General features: G+C 70.1%; 18 protein-coding genes and 1 pseudogene. 12 read left to right on the top strand and 7 right to left on the bottom strand.

The annotated features are described in order from the left end of the window. Positions 1 to 22: 22 nt before the first annotated feature. Together ACFWPS_RS02715 and ACFWPS_RS02720 are read left to right on the top strand one after the other, a co-directional pair. Positions 23 to 169, top strand: coding sequence for a hypothetical protein (locus ACFWPS_RS02715; protein WP_383700106.1), 147 nt, complete (start codon positions 23 to 25; stop codon positions 167 to 169). A 380-nt stretch (positions 170 to 549) separates the two neighbouring features. Further along, complete coding sequence (locus ACFWPS_RS02720; protein WP_383700107.1) at positions 550 to 1,629, top strand: hypothetical protein; 1,080 nt, start codon at positions 550 to 552, stop codon at positions 1,627 to 1,629. Between the two features lie 36 nt (positions 1,630 to 1,665). Here ACFWPS_RS02720 and ACFWPS_RS02725 read toward each other — a convergent pair. Further along, a pseudogene (locus ACFWPS_RS02725) lies at positions 1,666 to 1,809 on the bottom strand (IS5/IS1182 family transposase); the annotation flags it as partial. 36 nt (positions 1,810 to 1,845) lie between these two features. Here ACFWPS_RS02725 and ACFWPS_RS02730 point away from each other — a divergent pair. Next, positions 1,846 to 2,229, top strand: a complete 384-nt coding sequence (locus ACFWPS_RS02730) for a hypothetical protein (protein WP_383700109.1) — start codon at positions 1,846 to 1,848, stop codon at positions 2,227 to 2,229. Positions 2,230 to 2,441: 212 nt separating this feature from the next. On the opposite strand, the gene ACFWPS_RS02735 is transcribed toward ACFWPS_RS02730, so the two are convergent. Continuing rightward, on the bottom strand, positions 2,442 to 3,038 hold the full coding sequence (locus tag ACFWPS_RS02735; protein ID WP_383700111.1) for a helix-turn-helix domain-containing protein: 597 nt from the start codon (positions 3,036 to 3,038) through the stop codon (positions 2,442 to 2,444). Between the two features lie 167 nt (positions 3,039 to 3,205). On the opposite strand from ACFWPS_RS02735, the gene ACFWPS_RS02740 reads away from it, so the two are divergent. Beyond that, positions 3,206 to 3,397 (top strand): hypothetical protein, encoded by a 192-nt coding sequence (locus ACFWPS_RS02740; RefSeq protein ID WP_383700430.1) that lies wholly within the window; start codon positions 3,206 to 3,208, stop codon positions 3,395 to 3,397. Then, positions 3,394 to 3,636 carry a hypothetical protein gene (locus tag ACFWPS_RS02745; protein WP_383700113.1) on the top strand — a complete coding sequence of 81 codons (243 nt, stop codon included), beginning with the start codon at positions 3,394 to 3,396 and terminating at the stop codon, positions 3,634 to 3,636. The genes ACFWPS_RS02740 and ACFWPS_RS02745 overlap by 4 nt, the downstream gene beginning before the upstream one ends. A gap of 28 nt (positions 3,637 to 3,664) precedes the next feature. Here ACFWPS_RS02745 and ACFWPS_RS02750 read toward each other — a convergent pair whose 3' ends face one another. Together ACFWPS_RS02750 and ACFWPS_RS02755 are read right to left on the bottom strand one after the other, a co-directional pair. After that, entirely contained in the window at positions 3,665 to 4,327 is a 663-nt protein-coding gene (locus ACFWPS_RS02750; RefSeq protein WP_383700115.1) for a YceI family protein, read from the bottom strand. A 255-nt stretch (positions 4,328 to 4,582) separates the two neighbouring features. Continuing rightward, positions 4,583 to 6,226: a M4 family metallopeptidase gene (locus tag ACFWPS_RS02755; RefSeq protein WP_383700117.1), complete on the bottom strand. Its 1,644-nt coding sequence runs from the start codon at positions 6,224 to 6,226 to the stop codon at positions 4,583 to 4,585. A gap of 138 nt (positions 6,227 to 6,364) precedes the next feature. On the opposite strand from ACFWPS_RS02755, the gene ACFWPS_RS02760 reads away from it, so the two are divergent. Beyond that, positions 6,365 to 6,799: a gamma-glutamylcyclotransferase family protein gene (locus ACFWPS_RS02760; RefSeq protein ID WP_383700119.1), complete on the top strand. Its 435-nt coding sequence runs from the start codon at positions 6,365 to 6,367 to the stop codon at positions 6,797 to 6,799. Between the two features lie 727 nt (positions 6,800 to 7,526). Beyond that, a complete protein-coding gene (locus ACFWPS_RS02765) occupies positions 7,527 to 8,834 on the top strand; it encodes an AMP-binding protein (protein ID WP_383700121.1) in 1,308 nt (435 codons plus the stop codon). Positions 8,835 to 8,976: 142 nt separating this feature from the next. Here ACFWPS_RS02765 and ACFWPS_RS02770 read toward each other — a convergent pair whose 3' ends face one another. Further along, entirely contained in the window at positions 8,977 to 9,657 is a 681-nt protein-coding gene (locus tag ACFWPS_RS02770; RefSeq protein WP_383700123.1) for a vancomycin high temperature exclusion protein, read from the bottom strand. 154 nt (positions 9,658 to 9,811) lie between these two features. Between ACFWPS_RS02770 and ACFWPS_RS02775 the strand changes: the two genes are divergently transcribed. From ACFWPS_RS02775 to ACFWPS_RS02795, 5 genes are all read left to right on the top strand, one after another. Then, on the top strand, positions 9,812 to 10,546 hold the full coding sequence (locus ACFWPS_RS02775; protein ID WP_383700125.1) for a sirohydrochlorin chelatase: 735 nt from the start codon (positions 9,812 to 9,814) through the stop codon (positions 10,544 to 10,546). Positions 10,547 to 10,776: 230 nt separating this feature from the next. Continuing rightward, a complete protein-coding gene (locus ACFWPS_RS02780; RefSeq protein ID WP_383700127.1) occupies positions 10,777 to 12,057 on the top strand; it encodes a deoxyguanosinetriphosphate triphosphohydrolase in 1,281 nt (426 codons plus the stop codon). A 158-nt stretch (positions 12,058 to 12,215) separates the two neighbouring features. Then, positions 12,216 to 13,478 carry an NAD(P)/FAD-dependent oxidoreductase gene (locus ACFWPS_RS02785; protein WP_383700129.1) on the top strand — a complete coding sequence of 421 codons (1,263 nt, stop codon included), beginning with the start codon at positions 12,216 to 12,218 and terminating at the stop codon, positions 13,476 to 13,478. Between the two features lie 129 nt (positions 13,479 to 13,607). Further along, a complete protein-coding gene (dnaG, locus tag ACFWPS_RS02790; protein ID WP_383700131.1) occupies positions 13,608 to 15,509 on the top strand; it encodes a DNA primase in 1,902 nt (633 codons plus the stop codon). An 81-nt stretch (positions 15,510 to 15,590) separates the two neighbouring features. Then, positions 15,591 to 16,892, top strand: coding sequence for an RNA polymerase sigma factor (locus ACFWPS_RS02795; RefSeq protein ID WP_383700133.1), 1,302 nt, complete (start codon positions 15,591 to 15,593; stop codon positions 16,890 to 16,892). Between the two features lie 192 nt (positions 16,893 to 17,084). Here the strand turns inward: ACFWPS_RS02795 and ACFWPS_RS02800 are convergent, their stop codons facing one another. After that, the gene (locus ACFWPS_RS02800; protein ID WP_383700135.1) at positions 17,085 to 19,013 is read right to left on the bottom strand and encodes an ABC transporter ATP-binding protein; all 1,929 of its coding nucleotides are present in this window, start codon (positions 19,011 to 19,013) and stop codon (positions 17,085 to 17,087) included. Beyond that, complete coding sequence (locus ACFWPS_RS02805) at positions 19,013 to 20,746, bottom strand: ABC transporter ATP-binding protein (protein WP_383700137.1); 1,734 nt, start codon at positions 20,744 to 20,746, stop codon at positions 19,013 to 19,015. Before ACFWPS_RS02805 ends, ACFWPS_RS02800 begins: the two co-directional genes overlap by 1 nt. Between the last annotated feature and the right edge of the window lie 118 nt (positions 20,747 to 20,864).

The following is a 20,864-nucleotide window of genomic DNA, read 5'->3' on the forward strand; positions in this document are numbered from 1 at the left end:
TACCGGAACTTCGCCTCCCGGCGTGCCCTCACCCCTGCGCCGTCATGTCGGCCCGGGTGTGCTCGTCGGCGAGATCGTCGTGTTCGGCGACGGCCTCCGGGTCTGCGGGCACTCGGGCGGGGCGACGGGCTCGATTTTCGGAGCGGCCCGGCTGGGCCGGCAGCGGTGAACGCGTCGACGGGGGCGATCCCGGTGGACCTCGCGGGCGTCGCCTCGGCCTGATGGCGCCGTCCGGCAGGCCGGCATCCCCCGCGATATCGCGCGACCCTCGGCACCTTCCCGTCGGCGACGGTGACACAGGGGGGCGGTCGTCACGTCTCCTGACAGAGGGTGACGGCCGGTCATCACACGAACGGCGGCTGACCCGCGAGCCCGCCCCGCCGCGCAAGCAGCCCGGCGGGGCTCGGGGATTGACCCCGGCGATCGCTTTTCGATACAGGAAGTGCCCATATCTGCACGGGAGTTCACGTCATGGACATCTATCGTTCCGCGGGCTAGCGTGATCACGAACCACCACATCAGCTGAGTGATCAGTAGAGGGTGATGCAGTTGCGCGAGAGAACCGAGGACAGCGGGGCATCCGCCGTCAGTCGTCGCACTCTCCTCCGAACCGGTACGGGCATAGCGGCCGCCGCGGTGAGCGGCGGCCTTTCCGTGTTTGCGGCTCAGCCGGCGTCCGCTGTCGTGGGGACGTCGCAGCGCTTCGTTCTCGGCGGGGCCGGCGGGAACTTCTTTGTGAACGCCCCGCTCCACCAGCCCTACTGGGCGATGCAGTCCTTTGCCTTCGATCACGTCTTCGGCCACATCTACTATGTGCAGACGAAGGTCGGCAGTGCGAACGGGGATCTCTGGGTGACCAGGACCGACATGACCGGTCAGATCCTGGGCGCCATGGCGATCCACGGGTTCGACCACGGCTCGAACATAGCCATCGAGCCGGACACGTACGGATCCCCGTATATGTGGGTCCCGGGCGACTGGAGAAATCTGCATCCCGAGGACCCCGACAGCAAGCCAAACAGCCACACCATCGCCCGTTTCAAATACGTCGACGGGGGCGACCTCAGCTACGCGGACTCGGCGGTCAGGAAATTCATCATCCACCTCTCCGATTTCGTCGACTGCCCGAGACCGGCCATCGATCCCTACAACAACCGGATTCTCCTCCGGTACATGGGAACCACCACCCCTTGGCGCCTCGCGCTCTTCGACCTCCCCAGCGTCCTCAGCAAGGGCTTCGTCGACGACACCCCGCTCCCCCGCCTCGCCGCCCGCGAACTCCCGAGCAACAGCGATATCGGCCTCACCGACGACGACGAATTCCAGGGCGTGACCGCCTACGGCCAGTACGCCTATCTCCTCTACGGAGGCCCTCCGGACAAGACCACGGATCCGGCCAAGCCGTCCTACCTGGTCACGCTCGACATGAACGACGGCGGGAAGTCGGTCAGGGACATCTTCCAGACCCACGCGGGTGACACCGTGCTCCCCGGCCGCGAGCCGCAGGGAATCGCGGTCTACCGCTCTTCGAGCGGGCCCCAACTCGCGTTCGGCTTCTCCAGCAAATACGACAGCGACGATCCCGTCCAGTTCCGGTCGACCATCTTCTACAAGAGCGACCTCACCTGATGATGTTTCCCAGGCGCTTTGCTGAGGTGAGCTTCTTCAGCGTTGCCGTTCCAGGGTGAGGATGGCTTGGGCGATTGACGTCGTGCGGTTCGGGCTGCATCGGGATCTGCGGAAGATCCGCCAGGCTTTCAGGCGTGCGACGCCGCGTTCGACCGGTGCCGGTGCTGCGGCCAGTGAGCGAGTCGTCCGGGCTGCGTGATAGCTCAGGAGGATGTTATGGGACTCATATTGTTTCCAGGGGACGGGGACGTCACCAGCCCGGATGTCTCCTGGTCTTACACTGGCTTCGGGGTGTTCCGGGGTTGGCTGGCGTGTGCCGAAGGGTTCGCTCTTGATGGCATGCGCGGTTTCGGCGGGTTGCGAGAGTGGGGCGATGTCTCCACCTCGCTTGCGTCGCTTCTCAACCATCCCGATGACGGCGGTCCCGATGTGCCGGCCGCCGATTGCGCGGTGATGCTCCCGCGGCTGCGGGAGATTGCCGACGGCTCGGTCGGATACGGTGCCGATCCGCTTCATCAACGGCACATCGATGACGTTCGACGGCTGATTGTCGTCCTGCAGCTCTGTGTGGAGAAAGACGTTGAGCTCATCTTCGGCTGACACTGTGCGATTCCCGGAGATGCGGCAAAACGTCATCTCCGCCGTCCGGGCGCTGTCCGACAAGGCGCACCAGATGCGCGTATGGATCGGGCGGGAATATCCCGGAGAAGGGTACTTCGACGACTTCGCCTCGGAGGGCCGCCTGGAACGTCGTCGCACTCGGCCTTTTCGTCGCTGTAGCTGGACTTGCGGTACTCGAATCCCGGCACGGTTCACAGCTCCTTGCGCAGCTTGTGGAGGAAGGACACCGACTCCCGCTCGTCCAGGGCGTGTTCGGCGATTTTCTCGCACAGTTCATCGTAAGCTGCCGCGGCTTCTCCTCCCTCCACCCGGTGTTGGGTGAAATGGGCGTCCAGGTAGACGACGTCCATCGCGCCGGGGGCGGCGAACGAAAGGATGTTGAACGAGCCGTTGAGGCCTGGGTGTGTACCCGCGCCGAACGGGAAGATCCGGAGTTCGACGCTGGGTAGGTCCGCCGTCACCATGAGCTCTTCGAGTTGGGCTCTGGCTGTCGATGAACCCCCTGCGAAGTTGCGCAGTACCGCTTCATGGATCACCGCTCGCAGAGACAGCGGACGGTCGTCGGTCAGCCGGCATCTGCGAGCAAGCCGGGCGGCGATGGCAGGGTCATGGATGTCATACAGGTCGCAGAGTGCCCGGATGTCCGGGTCGCGTACGGGCACCCAGCCGCCCTCCATCTTGGCGACCTCGGCCGTTGAAGCGGAGAGAGCCTGGGCGGCCTGGGGCTGGGTGCGGCCTGCCGCGGTGCGGAGACCGAGGAGTTCGGCGCCGAGCCGCCGTCCGAGCACGCTCGATGTGCTGTTCCCCGCTATACCTGACTTGCTGCCACCTGGCCGCTCCCTGAGTGCTGTGCGCGGCCAGTCTGCTGTCTCGCGCTCGGGCTGGGTTGCTGACGAGCCCGCGTGATCCGTCCCGGGACGAGTTGTTCGGCCGCGGGCTGCTCATCGTGGGCGGCATCGCCGATCGATGGGGCGTCGACGAACTCACCGTCGGCAAGGTGGTGTGGTGCGAGCTCGATGAGGCCGGTGTGCAGGACATCCACGCGGTCATGCGGCACTGGATGCTCGAAGCCGTTCCCGACCCGGAGGCGGAGGCGCTGCTTCGGCGCCTGGCGGCGGACGAGGCCGAGAGGCGGGGCGTCGCTTGATCTACCGCGTCACCTACGCCCCGCCTGTCGACGACACCCTGGCCAAGTTGGGCAATGCCCCCGCGTTCGGAGATGCGATGGCGGCAACCGTCGGACGGGATCCCTACGGACACGGGTCGACCGCGGTCAGAGGCGAGCGTGACCGCCGCGAGGCCACGGTGCTGGGTGTCATCGTGCCTTACCACGTCTCCGGATCCGTCCTGACCGTGACGGTGGTCAGGCTCGTTCCCTCGCTTTGAAACGGCTCCAGGGCGGCGGCCCGTGGCCTCAGCCCCCTTCCGGCACCGTCCGGATCGCCGCGATGTCGAACTGCAGCCGCACCGTCTCGCTCACCATCGCCCCGCCCTCCGCAAGGCGGGAGTTGTACGCCAGTCCCCAGTCCATGCGGTTGATGGTGGTGGTGCCGTCGAAGCCGGCGCGCTGGTAGCCGAAGGGGTCCGTGACGTTGCCTATGTAGGTGAGTTCCAGGTCCACCGGGCGCGTCGTGCTCTTGATGGTCAGGTCGCCGGTCATGACGTAGACGTCCGGCGCTTTCAGGCGTACCGCCGTGCTCTGGAAGCGCATGCGCGGGTGGGTCGCGGCGTCCAGGAAGTCGCGGCCGACCAGGTGGGCGTCCCGCTGTTCCACCCCCGTGTCGACGCTGCCCGTGGAGAGGACGATCTCGGCCTGGGACCGGGACGGGTCGCGGCCGTCGAAGTAGAGGCGGCTCTTGTACTCGGTGAAGGCCCCACGGACCGTCGTCACCATCGCGTGCCGGACCGAGAAACCGATTCTGCTGTGGGCCGGGTCGATGACCCACTCGCCGGTGAGGGCGGCGAGGGAGGGGTCCAGGAGGACCGGGGCCGAGGCGGGGGAGGAGGGCGCTGCCGTCGGGCGCGGGGGGACCGTGGGGGTGCGGCGGGCCGTGTGGGGGCGGCTGAACAAGTTCATGATTTATCTAGTTAGTCGACTCGGAGAATTGCCGCAAGTGGCTGTCCGGACAAAGGAGTTCGGGAATTCCGTATACCGTCACCGAAGCTGCACATCATCGCCATGGGATCCACTCAGGAAGTGCTCGGTATTCCTGGATTACGTGATTCCGTGTTTCCTTGAATTGCGCTATTCCCCATTGTCTGGGGTGTATGTGACGGCCGCCCCGGTTCGTTCACCGGGGCGGCCGCTGTCACGAGTCCGAAGCCGCGCCGCTCAGTTCACGTTCACCGCGCTCCACGCCGCCGCCACCGCGTTGTACTCCGTGCTGCCGTTGCCGTACAGGTCCTTCGCCGCGTTGAGGGTCGCCGTCCGGGCGCCCGCGTAGTTCGTCGAGGACGTCATGTAGACCGTCAGTGCGCGGTACCAGATCGCGCCCAGCTTGTCGCGGCCGATGCCGGTGACCGTGGAGCCGTTGTACGTCGGGGAGTTGTAGCTCACGCCGTTGATGGTCTTCGCGCCGCTGCCCTCTGCCAGCAGGTACGCGAAGTGGTTGGCGACGCCGGAGGAGTAGTGGACGTCCAGATTGCCCACCGACGAACTCCAGTAGTCCGCCGAACTCCCGTCCTTCGACGGCTGGTCCATGAACCGCAGCGCCGCCTTGCCGAAGCCGGAGCGGACGATCTTCTCGCCGATCAGGTAGTCGCCGGGGTCGGAGGGGTTGTTCGCGTACCACTCCACCAGCGTGCCGAGGATGTCGGAGGTCGCCTCGTTCAGGCCGCCGGACTCGCCCGAGTACGTCAGCGCGGCCGTCTTGGAGGTGACCCCGTGCGTCATCTCGTGGCCGGCCACGTCGAGGGCCACCAGCGGGCCGAAGGTCGTCCCGTCACCGTCGCCGTACGTCATGCAGAAGCAACTGTCGTCCCAGAAGGCGTTGTTGTAGCTGTTGCCGTAGTGGACGCGGTTGTACGAGCCCTTGCCGTCGTTCGCGATGCCGTTGCGGCCCTGGACGTTCTTGTAGTAGTCCCAGGTCTCGTTGGTGCCGTACTGGGCGTCGACCGCGGCCGAGGAGCGGTCGGAAGTGGCGCCCGTGCCCCAGTGGTTGTCGGCGTCCGTGAACACCGTCGACGGCGCCCGGCTGATGCAGATGCCGAAGATGCACAGGTCCGTCTTGTTCGCCGCGTCACCCGTGTACGTGTTCCCGCGCGTCGGGTCCGTGAGGTTGTACGACGACCCGGAGAGCGTCGTCTCCAGCGGGACCGTGCCGCCGTACAGCGACTTGCCGTCGCCCGTCGCCGTCTCGATGCTGTCCCAGGCGTCGATCTGGGCGCCGCTGCGGGCGTCCGTCAGTACCGTGCGGGCGACCGGGTTGCCGAGCGAGTCCTTGCCGACGGCGTTGGTGCGCCAGGCCAGCTTCGGGGTGCCGTGCAGGGCGTCGACGACCAGCTGCGGTCTGGCCTGCACCTGCTTCAGCGCGTCGCCGAGGTTCGCCGCCCGCAGCGCGTTCACCGCGAGGTCGGCGGCCTTCGGGGCGGAGACGTCCGGGACGATCGAGGCCAGGGATATTCTGCTCCGCGTCGCCCGGTCGGCGCTGCGGTACGCGCCGTCCGACTTGAGGTGGACAACGAAGTCGCCGCCGAGGACGGGGAGTTGGCGGTAGGTACGGTCGTAACGGACGTGCTGGGTGCCGTTCTTGTCCACGATCACGTCACGGACCGAGGTGCCCTCGGCGGACGTGAGGCCCAGGGCGGTGGCGTGCTGGACGAGTGCCGTCGCCGCGTCGGCGATCGCGGTGGCCCGGGTCGGCCTCGCGTCGGCGTGGGCGGCGGGGGAGAGCGCGGCGGCCAGCAGGGTCGCGGTGGTGGCGGCGACGCCGGCGGTGGCGAGACGGGAAACTCGGGTGTTCCGGGTCCGGCTCATCGGTCTCCTTGGAGATGCGCCTCGAAGGCGTGGGGGTGGCGCTGATGACGAGTGCGATTTAAGAGGCCATGACAAGTCATGTCCATAGCGCCTCCATGGAGATGTGTGTGGAGGTGGAGGGGGTGCAGAATCCTTCCTGTGACCACCCGCAACCCCCACCACCTCCCGTTCTTCGTCTACGGCACGCTCCGCCCCGGCGAGATCAACCACGACGCCTTCCTGCGGGGACGGACCCGGACCGAGGAACCCGGCCGCCTCGACGGCGCGCTGCTCTACGACGGGCCCGGCTATCCCTACGTCGTCGAGGAGCGCGGGCCGGCGGCGGTGCGCGGCGAACTCGTCACCGCGCGCCCCGAGTCGTACGACCGACTCCTCCTGGAACTGGACGAGTTGGAGGAGTGCGTGCCTCAGGACCCGGCGAGCCTGTACGTACGCGTCGCGCGGGACGTCGTACGGCTGCGGGACGGGGCCGCGGTCCGGGCCTGGGTGTACGTCGCCGGTCCCGTCGTGGCCGGGGAACTGCGCGCCGAGGGCCGGCGCATCGACGGCGGCGACTGGCTGGCCCACCGCTGACCGAGGGAGGCGGGGCTGGGCGGGGACTTACCGGCTCACGGTCCGTCGTGTCACGTTCCGCCGTGCGCGCCGGAGACCTCGACGCCCCCCGGCGGGCAGGGGCGACAGGACCGTCCCGCACCGCAGGGCGCGGTACGGGTGTGGGTGGGCGTCGAGGCGGTCTCCACGTCGCCCAGCGTGCTGCCGGTGTGTTACGTCCCGTGACGGACCCTTGTTGCCCGGCCGAAACGGCCAACTCCCAGCCGTATCCCAGCCATCGTGAGAACCGATACCGGACGGTCGCCCCCCGGCACCGGGTGCACGCGTGGCCGGTCCGCGCCGAAACCGGGCCGGTACGACCCCCTCCGCCGGGCCGGTACGGGTCCCGTCCCGGCGGATGCCGACCCACGTCCGTCCACGTCGACCCACGTCCGCCCATGTCGGCCCGCCTCCGCCCCCGACGGCCGGTCTGCCGCGGCCCCTGTCGCACAGGACCCCCGCGGGTGGCTCGTTCCCCACCCCCGTTGGCCGGTCCCACCCCGTTTGAGACTTCAAGGGGCACGACTACAGTCGTCGTCTGCCACCGCCGCCCCGCAGGACCCCGCCAGACCCCGCTGAACCCCGCCAGACCTCGCAGGACCCCGCCAGACCCCGCACGCCGTTCGACACACCGCCCTGACCGGGCCCCCGCCGCACCCGGACTCGGCCTCCCCCCACTCGAAAGAGCCAGCCAGGAGGTCTCCGAGCCATGCCTCTGCGCCACCTCACCCCCCGCGACCAGCACCTCTTCTGGCAGTACGGCCGCGGCGCCGACGTACCCGTCCACGAACCGCTCGTCCACCGTGCCATCGAACGGCATGCGATCGTCCACCCGCACGCCGTCGCCGCCGAACACCATGGCGCGACCCTCACCTACGGCGAACTCGACCGCTACGCCGGTGCCCTCGCCGCCCGCCTGGTCCGCGAGGGCGTCCGCCCCGGCGACCACGTGGGCCTGTTCGCCCGCCGCTCCATCCCGATGCTGGTCGGCCTGTTCGCCGTTCTCAAGGCGGGCGCCGCCTACGTCCCCCAGGACATCGGCCGCACACCCCCGGCCCAGCTCGCCCATGTCATCCGCACCGCCCGCACCCGGGTGATCCTCACCCAGAAGGAACACGCCCCGCGCGTCCCCCTCCCCGGCGGCCACCGGCTGATCGCCCTGGACGACCCGGCGCCGTACGATCCCGGCCCCGTGCCGCTGCTGCCGCCGCACCCCGACGACGGCTGCTGCGTCCTCTTCGTCCCCGGCACCACCGGCCGCCGCCACGGCGTCGAGCTCACCCACCGCAACATCGCCAACCTGCTGCTCACCGAACCCGGCGGGCTCGGCATCCGCCCCGGCGACCGGGTCGCCCAACTCCTCGGCATCGGCTCCGACCTGGCCGCCTGGGAGATCCTCGGCTGCCTCACGCACGGCGCCACCCTGGCCATCGGCGGCAAGGACACCGCAGCCGCGGCCCGCACCGCGACCGTCCTGATCACCACCCCGGCCCTGCTGTCCGGCATCGACCCCGGCGAATGCCCGCGCGTCCGCACGGTCGCCGTCGCCGGGGGACCCTGCCCGCGCCCGCTCGCCGACCGCTGGTCGAGCCGGGCCGCCCTCTTCCACTGCCGCGGGTCGGCCGAGACGACCGTCGTCACCACCATGGGCCGCCATGCCCCGGTCGCCGGGCGGCCGGCCACCGGCCGTCCGGCCCCCAACAGCACGGTGTACGTCCTCGGCGCCGACCGCCGCCCGCTGCCCATGGGCGAGGTCGGCGAGGTGTGGGCGGGCGGTGGCTGCGTCTCGGCCGGCTACCTCGGCGACGACGCCCTGAACGCCGAGCGGTACGCCCCCGACCCGTTCCTCGGCGAGGACCGCACCATGTTCCGCACCCGCGACCTCGGCCGCTGGACCCCCGACGGCGGCCTCGAACACCTCGCCCGCACCGCCGACCGGCCCGGGGTGCCCGACACCCGGGCACTGCTGCGGCTCGCCGGGGGACGCACGGCGGGCACGGTGACGGTAACCCGATGAGGACGACGGCGCGGCGGTAAGCGGTCCGGCGAAGTCCGCTGCGGTTCGGCAGCGCCCCGTAAGGGGCGCGGGGAACTGCGCGACCAGCCACGAAGGCGCCGCAGTCGGCAGGCGGCAGATCGCGGCGCTTCCGGCGGAGCGCTCAGTGCGGCGCCGCGGCCAGGGCGCGGGCGACCCCCGGTTCCTTCTTCCCCAGGAACTGGGGGTTCGGCTCGAAGATCGCGTCCAGGGCCGCCTTCCCCGCCGCGAAGACCTCCCGGGTCCCGCCGTAGTACCAGGTGGCGTCGTGCTTGGCGTCGACCCCGATCCCGTACGACGTCACCCCGGCCGCCTCGCACAGCGCCACCGCCCGCCGGATGTGGAACCCCTGGCTGATCAGCACGGCCCGGTCCACGCCGAAGATCTTCTTCGCGCGGACGCAGGAGTCCCAGGTGTCGAAGCCGGCGTAGTCGCTGACGATGCGTCTGGCGGGGACGCCGTGCCCGGTCAGGTAGGAGCGCATGGCGTCCGGCTCGTCGTAGTCCTTGCGGCTGTTGTCGCCGGTGACGAGGACCACCTTGATACGGCCCTCCTTGTACAGCGTCGCCGCCGCGTTCAGGCGGTTCGCGAGGTACGGCGACGGCTCGCCGTCCCACAGACCCGCGCCGAAGACGACCGCGACGTCGGTGCGCGGCACGTCCGCCACCGTGCGCAGCCGGCCGGCCGTCGAGACGTACAGCCAGGTGGCCGGCAGCAGTGCCACCACGCATCCGGCCATCACGCCCTGCACCAGGCGCCGCCAACCGGCACGGGTCCGCGGCAGCCGCGGTCGGCGGATCTTCATACGCGTGTTCCCCCCTGTGGGCTTCGACCTTGGAGGACGCAGCGCGGGACGTTCCGGTTCGCTCACAGCGTGCTGGTTCGTGCCGTGATGCGCCGGAAAAGACTCGTGATGGTCAGGCAACGGGCGTGCAACCTCTCCCGGCGAGGATCCTCGCATGACGGTGACCGACCTCTCCCCGCGCCCCGGCCCGCCCGCCCTGGTCCTGGTGGCCCACGGCAGCCGCGACCCGCGCGCGCTCAGCACCGTGCGGGCGCTCATGGACCGGGTGCGCGCGCTGCGCCCCGGGCTGTCCGTGCGCCTCGGTCACATCGAGCTGAACGAACCGCTGCTCCCGGACACCCTCGCCGCCCTCGGGGACGCCGAGGCCGTCCTCGTCCCGCTCCTCCTCAGCCGCGGCTACCACGTCAAGCGGGACATCCCGGAGACGGCGGCCGCCGCCACCGCGCGGACGCGCGTCGCCGCTCCGCTGGGCCCGCACCCCCTCCTGGCCGACACCCTGCACGCCCGCCTGCTGGAGGCCGGCTGGCGCCCCCGCCCCGCGAGCGCCGTGGTCCTGGCGGCGGCCGGCTCCCGCGACCCCGACGCCAGGGTCGACACCAACCGCATGGCCGGCCTTCTCGCCGCCCGCCTGGGCGTCCCGGTCCTCCCGGCCTACGCCTCCGCGGCAGCGCCGACGGTCCAGGAGGCGATCACCACCCTGAGGGCCAGGGGCCGCCACCGCATCGCCATCGCCTCCTACTTCACGGCCCCGGGCCGCTTCGCGACGCAGTGCGCGGCGCAGGCCCCGGGGATCGCGGCGGCCCCGCTGGGAGCCCACGACGCTATGGCCGAGCTGATCCTCCACCGCTACGAGCGGGCACTGGGAACGCCGGTGACTGCAGCCGCCTAGGGGTGCGTTTGCGGCTGCGGGTGCGTTGTGGTTGATCGCGCAGTTCCCCGCGCCCCCAAGAAGGTGGGTCCACTGGGCCGACCCAAAAGGGGCGCGGGACTGTGTTTGATCTGCGGCTACCGCCGCGTGGGCGCGACAAGCCCCCACGCACCCGCAAACGCAACCCAACCCGGCAGACGAGTAGGCGCACCAAACACCCATTTGTCACTACCGCCCCGTACTGTCGAACCATGGCAGTACCCGCACCCGCGCCTACTTCGGCCTACGACCCGGCGTCAGCCGACCGCTGGGCCCCCGAACCCGACAAACGCCCCGGCCGCACCGCCTTCCAGCGCGACCGCGCCCGCATCCTGCACTCCGCCGCCCTCAGAAGGCTCGCCGGCAAGACCCAGGTCGTCACCCCCGGCACCTCCGCCCAGGCATGGGACGCCAGCCCCCGCACCCGCCTCACCCACTCCCTCGAATGCGCCCAGGTCGGCCGGGAACTGGGCGCCGCCCTCGGCTGCGACCCCGACCTCGTGGAGGCCGCCTGCCTCTCCCACGACCTCGGTCACCCGCCCTTCGGCCACAACGGCGAACAGGCGTTGAACGAGTTCGCGGACGACTGCGGCGGCTTCGAGGGCAACGCCCAGTCCCTGCGGCTGCTCACCCGCATCGAGCCCAAACGGTTCACCCCCGAGGGCTCCGTCGGCCTCAACCTCACCCGCGCCGCCCTGGACGCCGCCACCAAGTACCCGTGGCCGCGCGGCGCGCACCCCACCGACCCGGCGTCCCCCAAGTTCGGTGTGTACGAGGACGACCGGCCGGTCTTCGACTGGGTCCGCAAGGAGGCCCCCGGCACCCGCACCTGTTTCGAGGCGCAGGTCATGGACTGGTCGGACGACGTCGCCTACTCCGTGCACGACGTCGAGGACGGCCTGCACGCCGGTCATATCGACCCCGACTGCCTGCACGCGGAGCCGGAACGGCAGGCGGTGTTCGCCGTCGCCGTCGGCCTGTACGTGCCCGCCGCCACCGACCCCGCCGAACTCGCCGCCGCCCTCGACCGGCTCCAGGACGAGGAGTGGTGGCCGCACGGCTACGACGGCACCGCGGTCGCCCAGGCCCGCCTCAAGGACGCCACCAGCCAGCTCATCGGCCGGTTCTGCCTGGCCGCGGAGGGCGCCACCCGGGAGGCGTACGGCGGCGGGCGGCTCACCCGGTACGGCGCGGAACTCGTCGTACCGCGCGAGGCCAGAATGGAGTGCGCGGTACTCAAGGCCATCGCCCACCGGTACGTCATGCAGCGCGCCGAACAGGAGCGGCTCCGCGCCGACCAGCGGGTCGTCGTCGCCGAACTCGCCGAGGCGCTCACCGCCCGCGCGCCCGACGGACTCGACCCGCAGTTCCGGGCGCTGTTCGACGAGGCCGGCGACGACCAGACCCGCAAGCGTGTGATCGTCGATCAGATCGCGTCGCTCACCGACGCCTCCGCGCGGTCGCTGCACGCGCGACTGACGGGACGTATGTGAACACTTTGTGACTCTCTGCGACCCCCTGTGGCCTGATCGGGGCAAGATCGCGTCAGCGGGGGTCATTCCCTCTTCCCGCATCACGCTGCGTGCGGGAGGCTCACAGTGCGGCGCATGTGGGCGGCATATGTGGCGGCACCCTTACGAGGAGGCATCAAGTGGTCGACGCGGACCAGACTTTCGTCATCGTCGGAGGCGGACTCGCCGGCGCGAAGGCGGCCGAGACGCTCCGAGCCGAGGGCTTCAGCGGCCGGGTGATACTGATCTGCGACGAACGCGACCACCCGTACGAGCGGCCGCCGCTCTCCAAGGGATACCTGCTCGGCAAGGAGGAACGCGACAGCGTCTTCGTGCACGAGCCCGCCTGGTACGCGCAGCACGACATCGAACTGCACCTCGGCCAGACCGTGGACCGCATCGACCGCGCCGCCAAGACCGTCCGGTTCGGCGACGACGGCACGCTCGTGCGCTACGACAAGCTGCTGCTCGCCACCGGAGCGGAGCCCCGCCGCCTGGACATTCCCGGCACCGACCTGGCCGGCGTCCACCACCTGCGCCGCCTCGCGCACGCCGAGCGCCTCAAGGGCGTCCTCGCCGCGCTCGGCCGGGACAACGGGCACCTCGTCATCGCGGGCGCCGGCTGGATCGGCCTGGAGGTCGCGGCGGCGGCCCGGACGTACGGCGCCGAGGTCACCGTCATCGAGCACGGGCAGACCCCGCTGCACAGCGTGCTCGGGCCCGAACTGGGCAACGTCTTCGCCCAGCTGCACGAGGAGCACGGGGTCCGGTTCCGCTTCGGGGTGCGGCTCACCGAGATCGTCGGCCAGGACGGCATGGTGCTCGCCGCACGTACCGACGACGGCGAGGAGCACCCGGCGCACGACGTCCTCGCGGCGATCGGCGCGGCGCCGCGGGTCGGGCTGGCCGAGGCGGCCGGGCTGGAGCTGGCCGGCCGGGCGTCCGGCGGGGGCATCGTGGTCGACGAACGGCTGCGGACCTCCGACCCGGACATCTACGCGGCCGGCGACGTGGCCGCCTTCCCGCATGCGCTGTTCGACACGACGCTCCGCGTGGAGCACTGGGCCAACGCGCTGAACGGCGGCCCGGCGGCGGCGCGTTCGATGCTGGGGCAGGACGTCACGTACGACCGGGTGCCCTACTTCTTCACCGACCAGTACGACCTGGGCATGGAGTACAGCGGGTGGGCGCCGCCGGGGTCGTACGACCAGGTGGTGATCCGGGGGGACGTGGGGAAGCGGGAGTTCATCTCGTTCTGGGTGAAGGAGGGGCGGGTGCTGGCCGGGATGAACGTGAACGTGTGGGATGTCACAGAGCCGATCCAGAAGCTGATCACTTCGCGGGCTGTGGTGGACACGGATGCGTTGGCGGATCCGCATGTGCCGTTGGAATCGCTCGCCTAAGAGGCTGCCGGGATCTGTCGTCTCGCGGGTGCGGGTGCGTGGGGGCTGGTCGCGCCCACGCGGCGGAGCCGCATATCGGGCACAGCCCCGCGCCCCTTCGGGGCGCTTCGGTGACCGTAGAATTCATCCGTGGCTGGACGGATCAATGACGAGGATGTGAAGGCGGTACGGGACGCGGTCCCGATCGACGCCGTCGTGTCCGAGTACCTCCAGCTGCGCAACGCGGGCGGCGGGAACCTCAAGGGACTGTGCCCGTTCCACGACGAGAAGTCGCCGTCCTTCCAGGTCAGCCCGAGCAAGGGACTCTTCCACTGCTTCGGCTGCCAGGAGGGCGGCGACACCCTCACCTTCGTGATGAAGGTGGACCACCTCTCCTTCTCGGAGGCGGTCGAGCGGCTGGCCGCCCGGGCCGGCATCACCCTGCGCTACGAGGAGGGCGGGTACAACCCGTCCCACCAGCGCGGGGAGCGGATCCGGCTGGTCGAGGCGCACAAGACCGCCGCCGTCTGGTACGCGGAGCAGCTCGCCACCAGCCCCGAGGCCGAGACCGGCCGCCTCTTCCTCGCGGAGCGCGGCTTCGACCAGGCCGCCGCCGTCCACTTCGGCGTCGGCTACAGCCCGCAGGGCTGGGACCACCTCACCCGCTATCTGCGCGGCCAGGGCTTCACCGACAAGGAGCTGCTGCTGTCGGGGCTGTCCCAGGAGGGGCGGCGCGGGCCCATCGACCGCTTCCGGGGCCGCCTGATGTGGCCGATCCGGGACATCGGCGGCGAGGTCGTCGGCTTCGGCGCCCGCAAGCTCTACGAGGCGGACAACGGGCCCAAGTACCTCAACACGCCCGACACCGCGATCTACAAGAAGTCCCAGGTCCTCTACGGCATCGACCTCGCCAAGCAGCACATCGCGAAGGCCAGCCGCGCGGTCGTGGTCGAGGGCTACACCGACGTCATGGCCTGCCACCTCGCCGGGGTGACGACCGCGATCGCCACCTGCGGTACGGCGTTCGGCGGCGAGCACATCAAGATCCTGCGGCGCCTGCTGATGGACAACGGATCGGCCCGCGTGATCTTCACCTTCGACGGCGACGCGGCCGGGCAGAAGGCGGCCCTGCGCGCCTTCGAGGACGACCAGAAGTTCGCCGCCGAGACGTACATCGCCATCGCCCCCGACGGCATGGACCCCTGCGAGCTGCGCCTGGCCAAGGGCGACGAGGCGGTCACCGACCTGACGGAACCGAGGATGCCGCTCTTCGAGTTCGCGCTGCGCCAGATCGTCGAGCGCTATGACCTGGACACGCCGGGCGGGCGGGCGGCCGCGCTGGACGAAGCGGTGCCGGTGGTGTCGAAGATCAAGGAATTCACGCAGCGGCGTGAGGTCGCGGTGCAGCTGGCGGGACTGGTCGGCATCCGCGACGAGGAGTACGTCGTGGAGCGGGTCGGCCATACGAGCCGACGCAATGGCGGACGGCAGCGTTCCGGGTCGGCGGCACGGCTCCGCGCCGGAGGCTACGAGGAGGCCGCCCCGCGCCCGGCCGTCTCCGGCCCCTCCCTCACCCTCCGCAACCCCGTCTACATCACCGAACGCGAGTTGCTCAAACTGGCCCTCCAGCGTCCGGAGTTGGTGGCACCCGTCTTCGACGCGTTCGGCGTCGACGAGTTCACCGCCGCCCCCTACGCTGCCGTGTGCCAGGCCATTCTCGACGCCGGCGGCGTGGAGAACGGCCTGCAGGAGCCCCAGGAGTTCCTGCACCAGGTCCTCGACACCGCTCCGGACGACACCGTGAAGTCGATGGTCACCGAACTCGCCGTCGAGCCCATCAGACGCAAGAACGTCGACGAGCCCTACGCAGGAGCCCAACTCGTCACCGTTCGCCGGCGTGCCGTCGAGCGGCGTGTCGCCGAGATCCATGTCACCCTGACCCGCCTCGACCAGCACGGCGATCCCGCCGAATTCGCCGCCGTGCAGAACGAGTTGTGGGTTCTCCAGCAGTACGACCAAGCACTGCGGGCGCACGGCGCCACCGCTCTCTGAGCACGCGGTCACGGACCGGACGCAAAAAGTCACCGCACGCCCCTCGTGGCGGCGATGTGTCTTACCCCACACTGGGGTGCGGTGCCTGAGTCCTCGGAGCGCGGCCGGCCCGTCCCGGACGGGTCCCACACCCCCGCCGTTCCACTCATCGCGTACGGGACGGACAGCGGCGAGGCCGTCGTCTCCGCTCCCGAAGTACCGCTGCCGTACTCCCTGGCAGCGATCATCCTGGAGGTCGCCCCCGTGCAGACCCAGACCCTGACCCAGACAGACGGCAGCAGCACGCTCACGGACGAGCCGGAAGCCGACAGCGGCGGCTATGCCGGCGTACCGCCGCAGAGCCGGGCCGCACTGCACCCCGAGACCGAGCCGGAGGGCCAACCTCCGGAGGAGCTCACGGCCGACGCCCCGGACGCGGAGCCCGAGCCCGAGCCCGCCGAGTCGCGAGCCGCCGCCCGCGCCGACACCGCCGGTCCCTCCTCGGACCTGTTCCGCCAGTACCTGCGCGAGATCGGCCGTATCCCGCTGCTCACCGCCGCCGAGGAGGTCGAACTCGCCCGCCGCGTCGAGGCCGGCCTGTTCGCCGAGGAGAAGCTGGCCGGCGCCCCCGACCTCGACAGCGAGCTGGCGCTGGACCTGGACCGGCTGGTCGTCATGGGCCGCATGGCCAAGCGCCGCCTCATCGAGGCGAACCTGCGGCTGGTGGTGTCGGTCGCGAAGCGGTACGTCGGCCGTGGCCTGACCATGCTCGACCTGGTGCAGGAGGGCAACCTCGGCCTGATCCGCGCCGTCGAGAAGTTCGACTACGCCCGCGGCTACAAGTTCTCGACGTACGCCACCTGGTGGATCCGCCAGGCCATGTCCCGTGCCCTGGCCGACCAGGCCCGCACCATCCGGGTCCCCGTGCACGTGGTGGAGCTGATCAACCGGGTCGTCCGGGTCCAGCGCCGGATGCTCCAGGAGCGGGGCTACGAGCCGACGCCCGACGAGGTCGCCGCGCATCTGGATCTGCCGCCGGAGCGGGTGGGCGAGGTGCTGAGGCTGGCGCAGGAGCCGGTGTCGCTGCACGCCCCGGTGGGCGAGGAGGACGACGTCGCCCTCGGCGACCTCATCGAGGACGGCGATGCGGCGAGCCCGGTCGAATCTGCGGCGTTCCTGCTGCTGCGGGAGCACCTGGAGGCGGTGCTGTCCACGCTCGGGGAGCGGGAGCGCAAGGTCGTCCAGCTGCGGTACGGCTTGGCCGACGGGCGGCCTCGGACGCTGGAGGAGATAGGGCGGATCTTCGGGGTGACGCGGGAGCGGATCCGGCAGATCGAGTCCAAGACCTTGAACAAGCTGCGGGATCACGCATTTGCGGATCAGCTGAGGGGCTATCTGGACTGACGCCGGGTGCGGGTGCGGGTGCGTGGGGGTTGCTCGCGCAGTTCCCCGCGCCCCTTACAGGGCGCTCCGCCCGCCGCTCCTTCCCAGCCGCGGGCAGTCGTGCCGCTGGGGCGGCACGGGTGGGCGCGGGCGGCACCCCGCAAGCGCGGGCGAGTGAAACCCCCCGCCCGCGCCTGCAGCACCGTGCACCGTTCAGTCGACCTCTGCCACCGCCTGCGCGAACTGGGCCTTGTACAGCCGGGCGTACGCACCGTCCGCGGCCAGCAGCTCCGCGTGCGCGCCCTGTTCGACGATCGAGCCGTTCTCCATCACGAGGATGGTGTCCGCGTCCCGGATCGTCGACAGCCGGTGGGCGATGACGAACGACGTCCGGCCGTCCGCCAGTTTGGCCATCGCCTTCTGGATCAGCACCTCGGTACGGGTGTCGACGGACGACGTCGCCTCGTCGAGGACGAGGATCGTCGGGTCGGACAGGAACGCCCGCGCGATGGTGATGAGTTGCTTCTCACCGGCGCTGACGCCGGTGCCCTCGTCGTCGATGACCGTGTCGTAGCCGTCGGGGAGCGTACGGACGAACCGGTCCGCGTGGGCCGCCCGCGCCGCCTCCTCGATCTCGCCCCGGGTGACCTCGCGCGAGGCGCCGTACGCGATGTTCTCCGCGATGGAGCCGCCGAACAGCCAGGTGTCCTGGAGCACCATGCCGATCCCGGCGCGGAGTTCGTCCCGGGACATGTGGGTGATGTCGACGCCGTCGAGGGTGATCCGGCCGCCGGAGACGTCGTAGAACCGCATGAGGAGGTTCACCAGCGTGGTCTTGCCGGCGCCGGTCGGGCCGACGATCGCGACCGTGTGGCCGGGCTCGACCGTCAGGGACAGGTCCTCGATGAGCGGCTTCTCCGGGTCGTACCGGAAGGAGACGTGCTCCAGGGCCACCAGGCCGCGCAGTTCGGCGGGACGCTCGCCCGGGACCGGATCGGCCTTCTGCTCCTCCGCGTCGAGGAGTTCGAAGATCCGCTCGGCGGAGGCGACACCGGACTGCACCAGGTTGGCCATGGAGGCGACCTGGGTCAGCGGCATCGAGAACTGCCGGGAGTACTGGATGAAGGCCTGCACGTCACCGATCGACAGGGCGCCCGAAGCCACCCGCAGGCCGCCGACGACCGCCACCAGCACGTAGTTCAGGTTCGACACGAACATCATCAGCGGCTGCATGACCCCGCTGTTGAACTGTGCCTTGAACCCGGCCTCGTACAGCGCCTCGTTCTGCTCGGCGAACTGCTGCGCCGACTCCTCCTGCCGGCCGAACACCTTCACCAGGGTGTGCCCGGTGTACATCTCCTCGACGTGGGCGTTCAGCTTGCCGGTGGTCCGCCACTGCTGCACGAAGTGCGGCTGCGAGCGCTTGCCGATGCGGGTGGCCACCACGAAGGACAGCGGCACGGTGGCCAGGGCCACCAGGGCCAGCAGCCACGACACCCAGAACATCACCGCGAGCACGCCGATGATGGTGAGCAGCGAGTTGATGAGCTGGCCCATCGACTGCTGGAGGGTCTGGCCGATGTTGTCGATGTCGTTGGTGGCGCGGGAGAGCACCTCGCCGCGCTGCCGCTTGTCGAAGTAGGAGAGCGGGAGGCGGGACAGCTTCGCCTGGACGTCCTCGCGCATCCGGTACATCGTGCGGTTGACGGCCCGGTTGACCATCCGGGTCGCCACCGCCATCAGCAGGCCGGCGACGAGGTACGCGCAGAGCGCGAAGAGCAGGACCTGGCCGACCTGGCCGAAGTCGATGCCCTTGCCCGGGGTGAAGTCGGTGCTCCTGAGCATGTCGGCGACGGTGTCCTGGCCGCGCTCGTGCATGCCCTGCAGGACCTGGTCCTTGGTGGTCCCGGCGGGCATCTGCTTGCCGATGACACCGGCGAAGACCAGGTCGGTGGCCCTGCCGAGGATCTTGGGGCCGATCACGTTGAGGGTGACGCTCGCGACCACGCAGAACAGCAGCAGGTAGATCGTGAGCTGTTCGGGTTTGAACCGGGCGAGGAGCCTTTTGCCCGAGTTCTTGAAGTCCATCGAGCGCTGGTCGGGGCCGCCCCCGGCCATCATGCGTCCCATGGGCCCGGCCATCAGGCAGCCTCCGCTTCCGTCAGCTGGGAGAGCACGATCTCCCGGTAGGTCTCGTTGCCGGCCATGAGTTCGTGGTGGCGGCCGGTGCCGACGACGCGTCCCTCGTCGAGGACGACGATCCGGTCGGCGTCTCTGATGGTCGCCACCCGCTGGGCGACGATGACGACGGTCGCCTCGGCCGTCTCCTGGGCGAGCGCGCCGCGCAGGGCGGCGTCGGTCGCGTAGTCGAGGGCGGAGAAGGAGTCGTCGAAGAGGTAGATCTCCGGGCGCTGCACGAGCGTACGGGCGATGGCGAGCCGCTGCCGCTGGCCGCCGGACACGTTCGTACCGCCCTGGGCGATGGGCGCGTTCAGCCCGCCCTCCAGATTGCCGACGAAGCCCTTGGCCTGCGCCACCTCCAGCGCGTGCCACAGCTCCTCGTCGGTGGCGTCCGGATTGCCGTACCGCAGGTTGGTCGCCACGGTCCCGGCGAACAGGTACGGCTTCTGCGGGACCAGGCCGACGGTCTTCGCGAGCAGCTCCGGTTCGAGGCCGGAGACGTCCTCCCCGTCCACCAGGACCTGTCCGTCGGTGGCGTCGAAGAGACGCGCCACCAGGCCGAGCAGAGTGGACTTGCCGCTGCCGGTGGAGCCGATCACGGCGGTCACCTCGCCGGGCCGGGCCGCCAGGTCGACGGCCTTGAGCACCGGCTCCTCGGCACCCGGATAGCAGAAGCCCGCGGCCCGGATCTCCAGATGGCCGTGCCGGCGCAGCTCGGTGACCGGCGCGAGCGGCGGGACGACGCTGGACTCGGTGTCCAGGACCTCCTCGATGCGCTCGGCGCAGACCTCCGCGCGCGGCACCATCATGAACATGAAGGTGGCCATCATCACGGACATCACGATCTGCATGAGGTAGGCGAGGAAGGCGGTCAGATCGCCGATCGCCATCTGGCCGCTGTCGATCCGGTGGGCACCGAACCACACCACCGCGATCGACGACACGTTCACCGTCGTCATGACGATCGGGAACATCAGCGCGAGCATGTTGCCGGTGGCCAGCTGCATCTCGGTCAGGTCGCCGTTGGCCTTCCCGAACCGGCCCTGCTCGTACTCGTCGCGCACGAACGCGCGGATCACCCGGTTGCCGGTGATCTGCTCGCGCAGCACCCGGTTCACCGTGTCGAGCCGCACCTGCATGGCCCGGAACAGCGGCCGCAGCCGGCGCACGATCAGCGCCACCGAGATGCCCAGCACGGGTACCACGGCGACCAGTACCCCGGACAGCGGAACGTCCAGGCCGAGGGCGAGCACGATGCCGCCGACACACATGATGGGTGCCGACGCCATCAACGTGAACGCCATCAGGACCAGCATCTGGACCTGCTGTACGTCGTTCGTCGTACGGGTGATGAGCGAGGGAGCCCCGAAGTGACCCACCTCACGTGACGAGAAGGACTGCACCCGGTCGAAGACGGCGGCCCGCACGTCCCGGCCGAGCGCCGACGCGGTCCGAGCGCCGTAGTACACCGCACCGATGTTGCACACGACCTGTGCGAGCGAGATGCCGATCATCAGGGCGCCGAAGGACAGGATGTAATCCGTGTCACCCTTCACGACGCCGTTGTCGATGATGTGTGCGTTGAGCGTGGGCAGGTAGAGAGTGGCGCAGGTCTGCAGGAACTGCAGCAGCACCAGGATGGAGATGGGTTTCCTGTAGGGCCTGAGATAGGTCCGCAGAAGTCGTATGAGCACGCTACGTCTCTCGGAGTCGGCGGTGGGGGGCGGGTTCGCTTGCCCGAAAAGGCGGGGTCGCTTGCCCTAGGCCCCTATCGTCCGACACTCCACCCGCGTTACCTCAACCGATTAACCC

The organism is Streptomyces sp. NPDC058457, from assembly GCF_042720695.1.
Classification (GTDB): domain Bacteria; phylum Actinomycetota; class Actinomycetes; order Streptomycetales; family Streptomycetaceae; genus Streptomyces.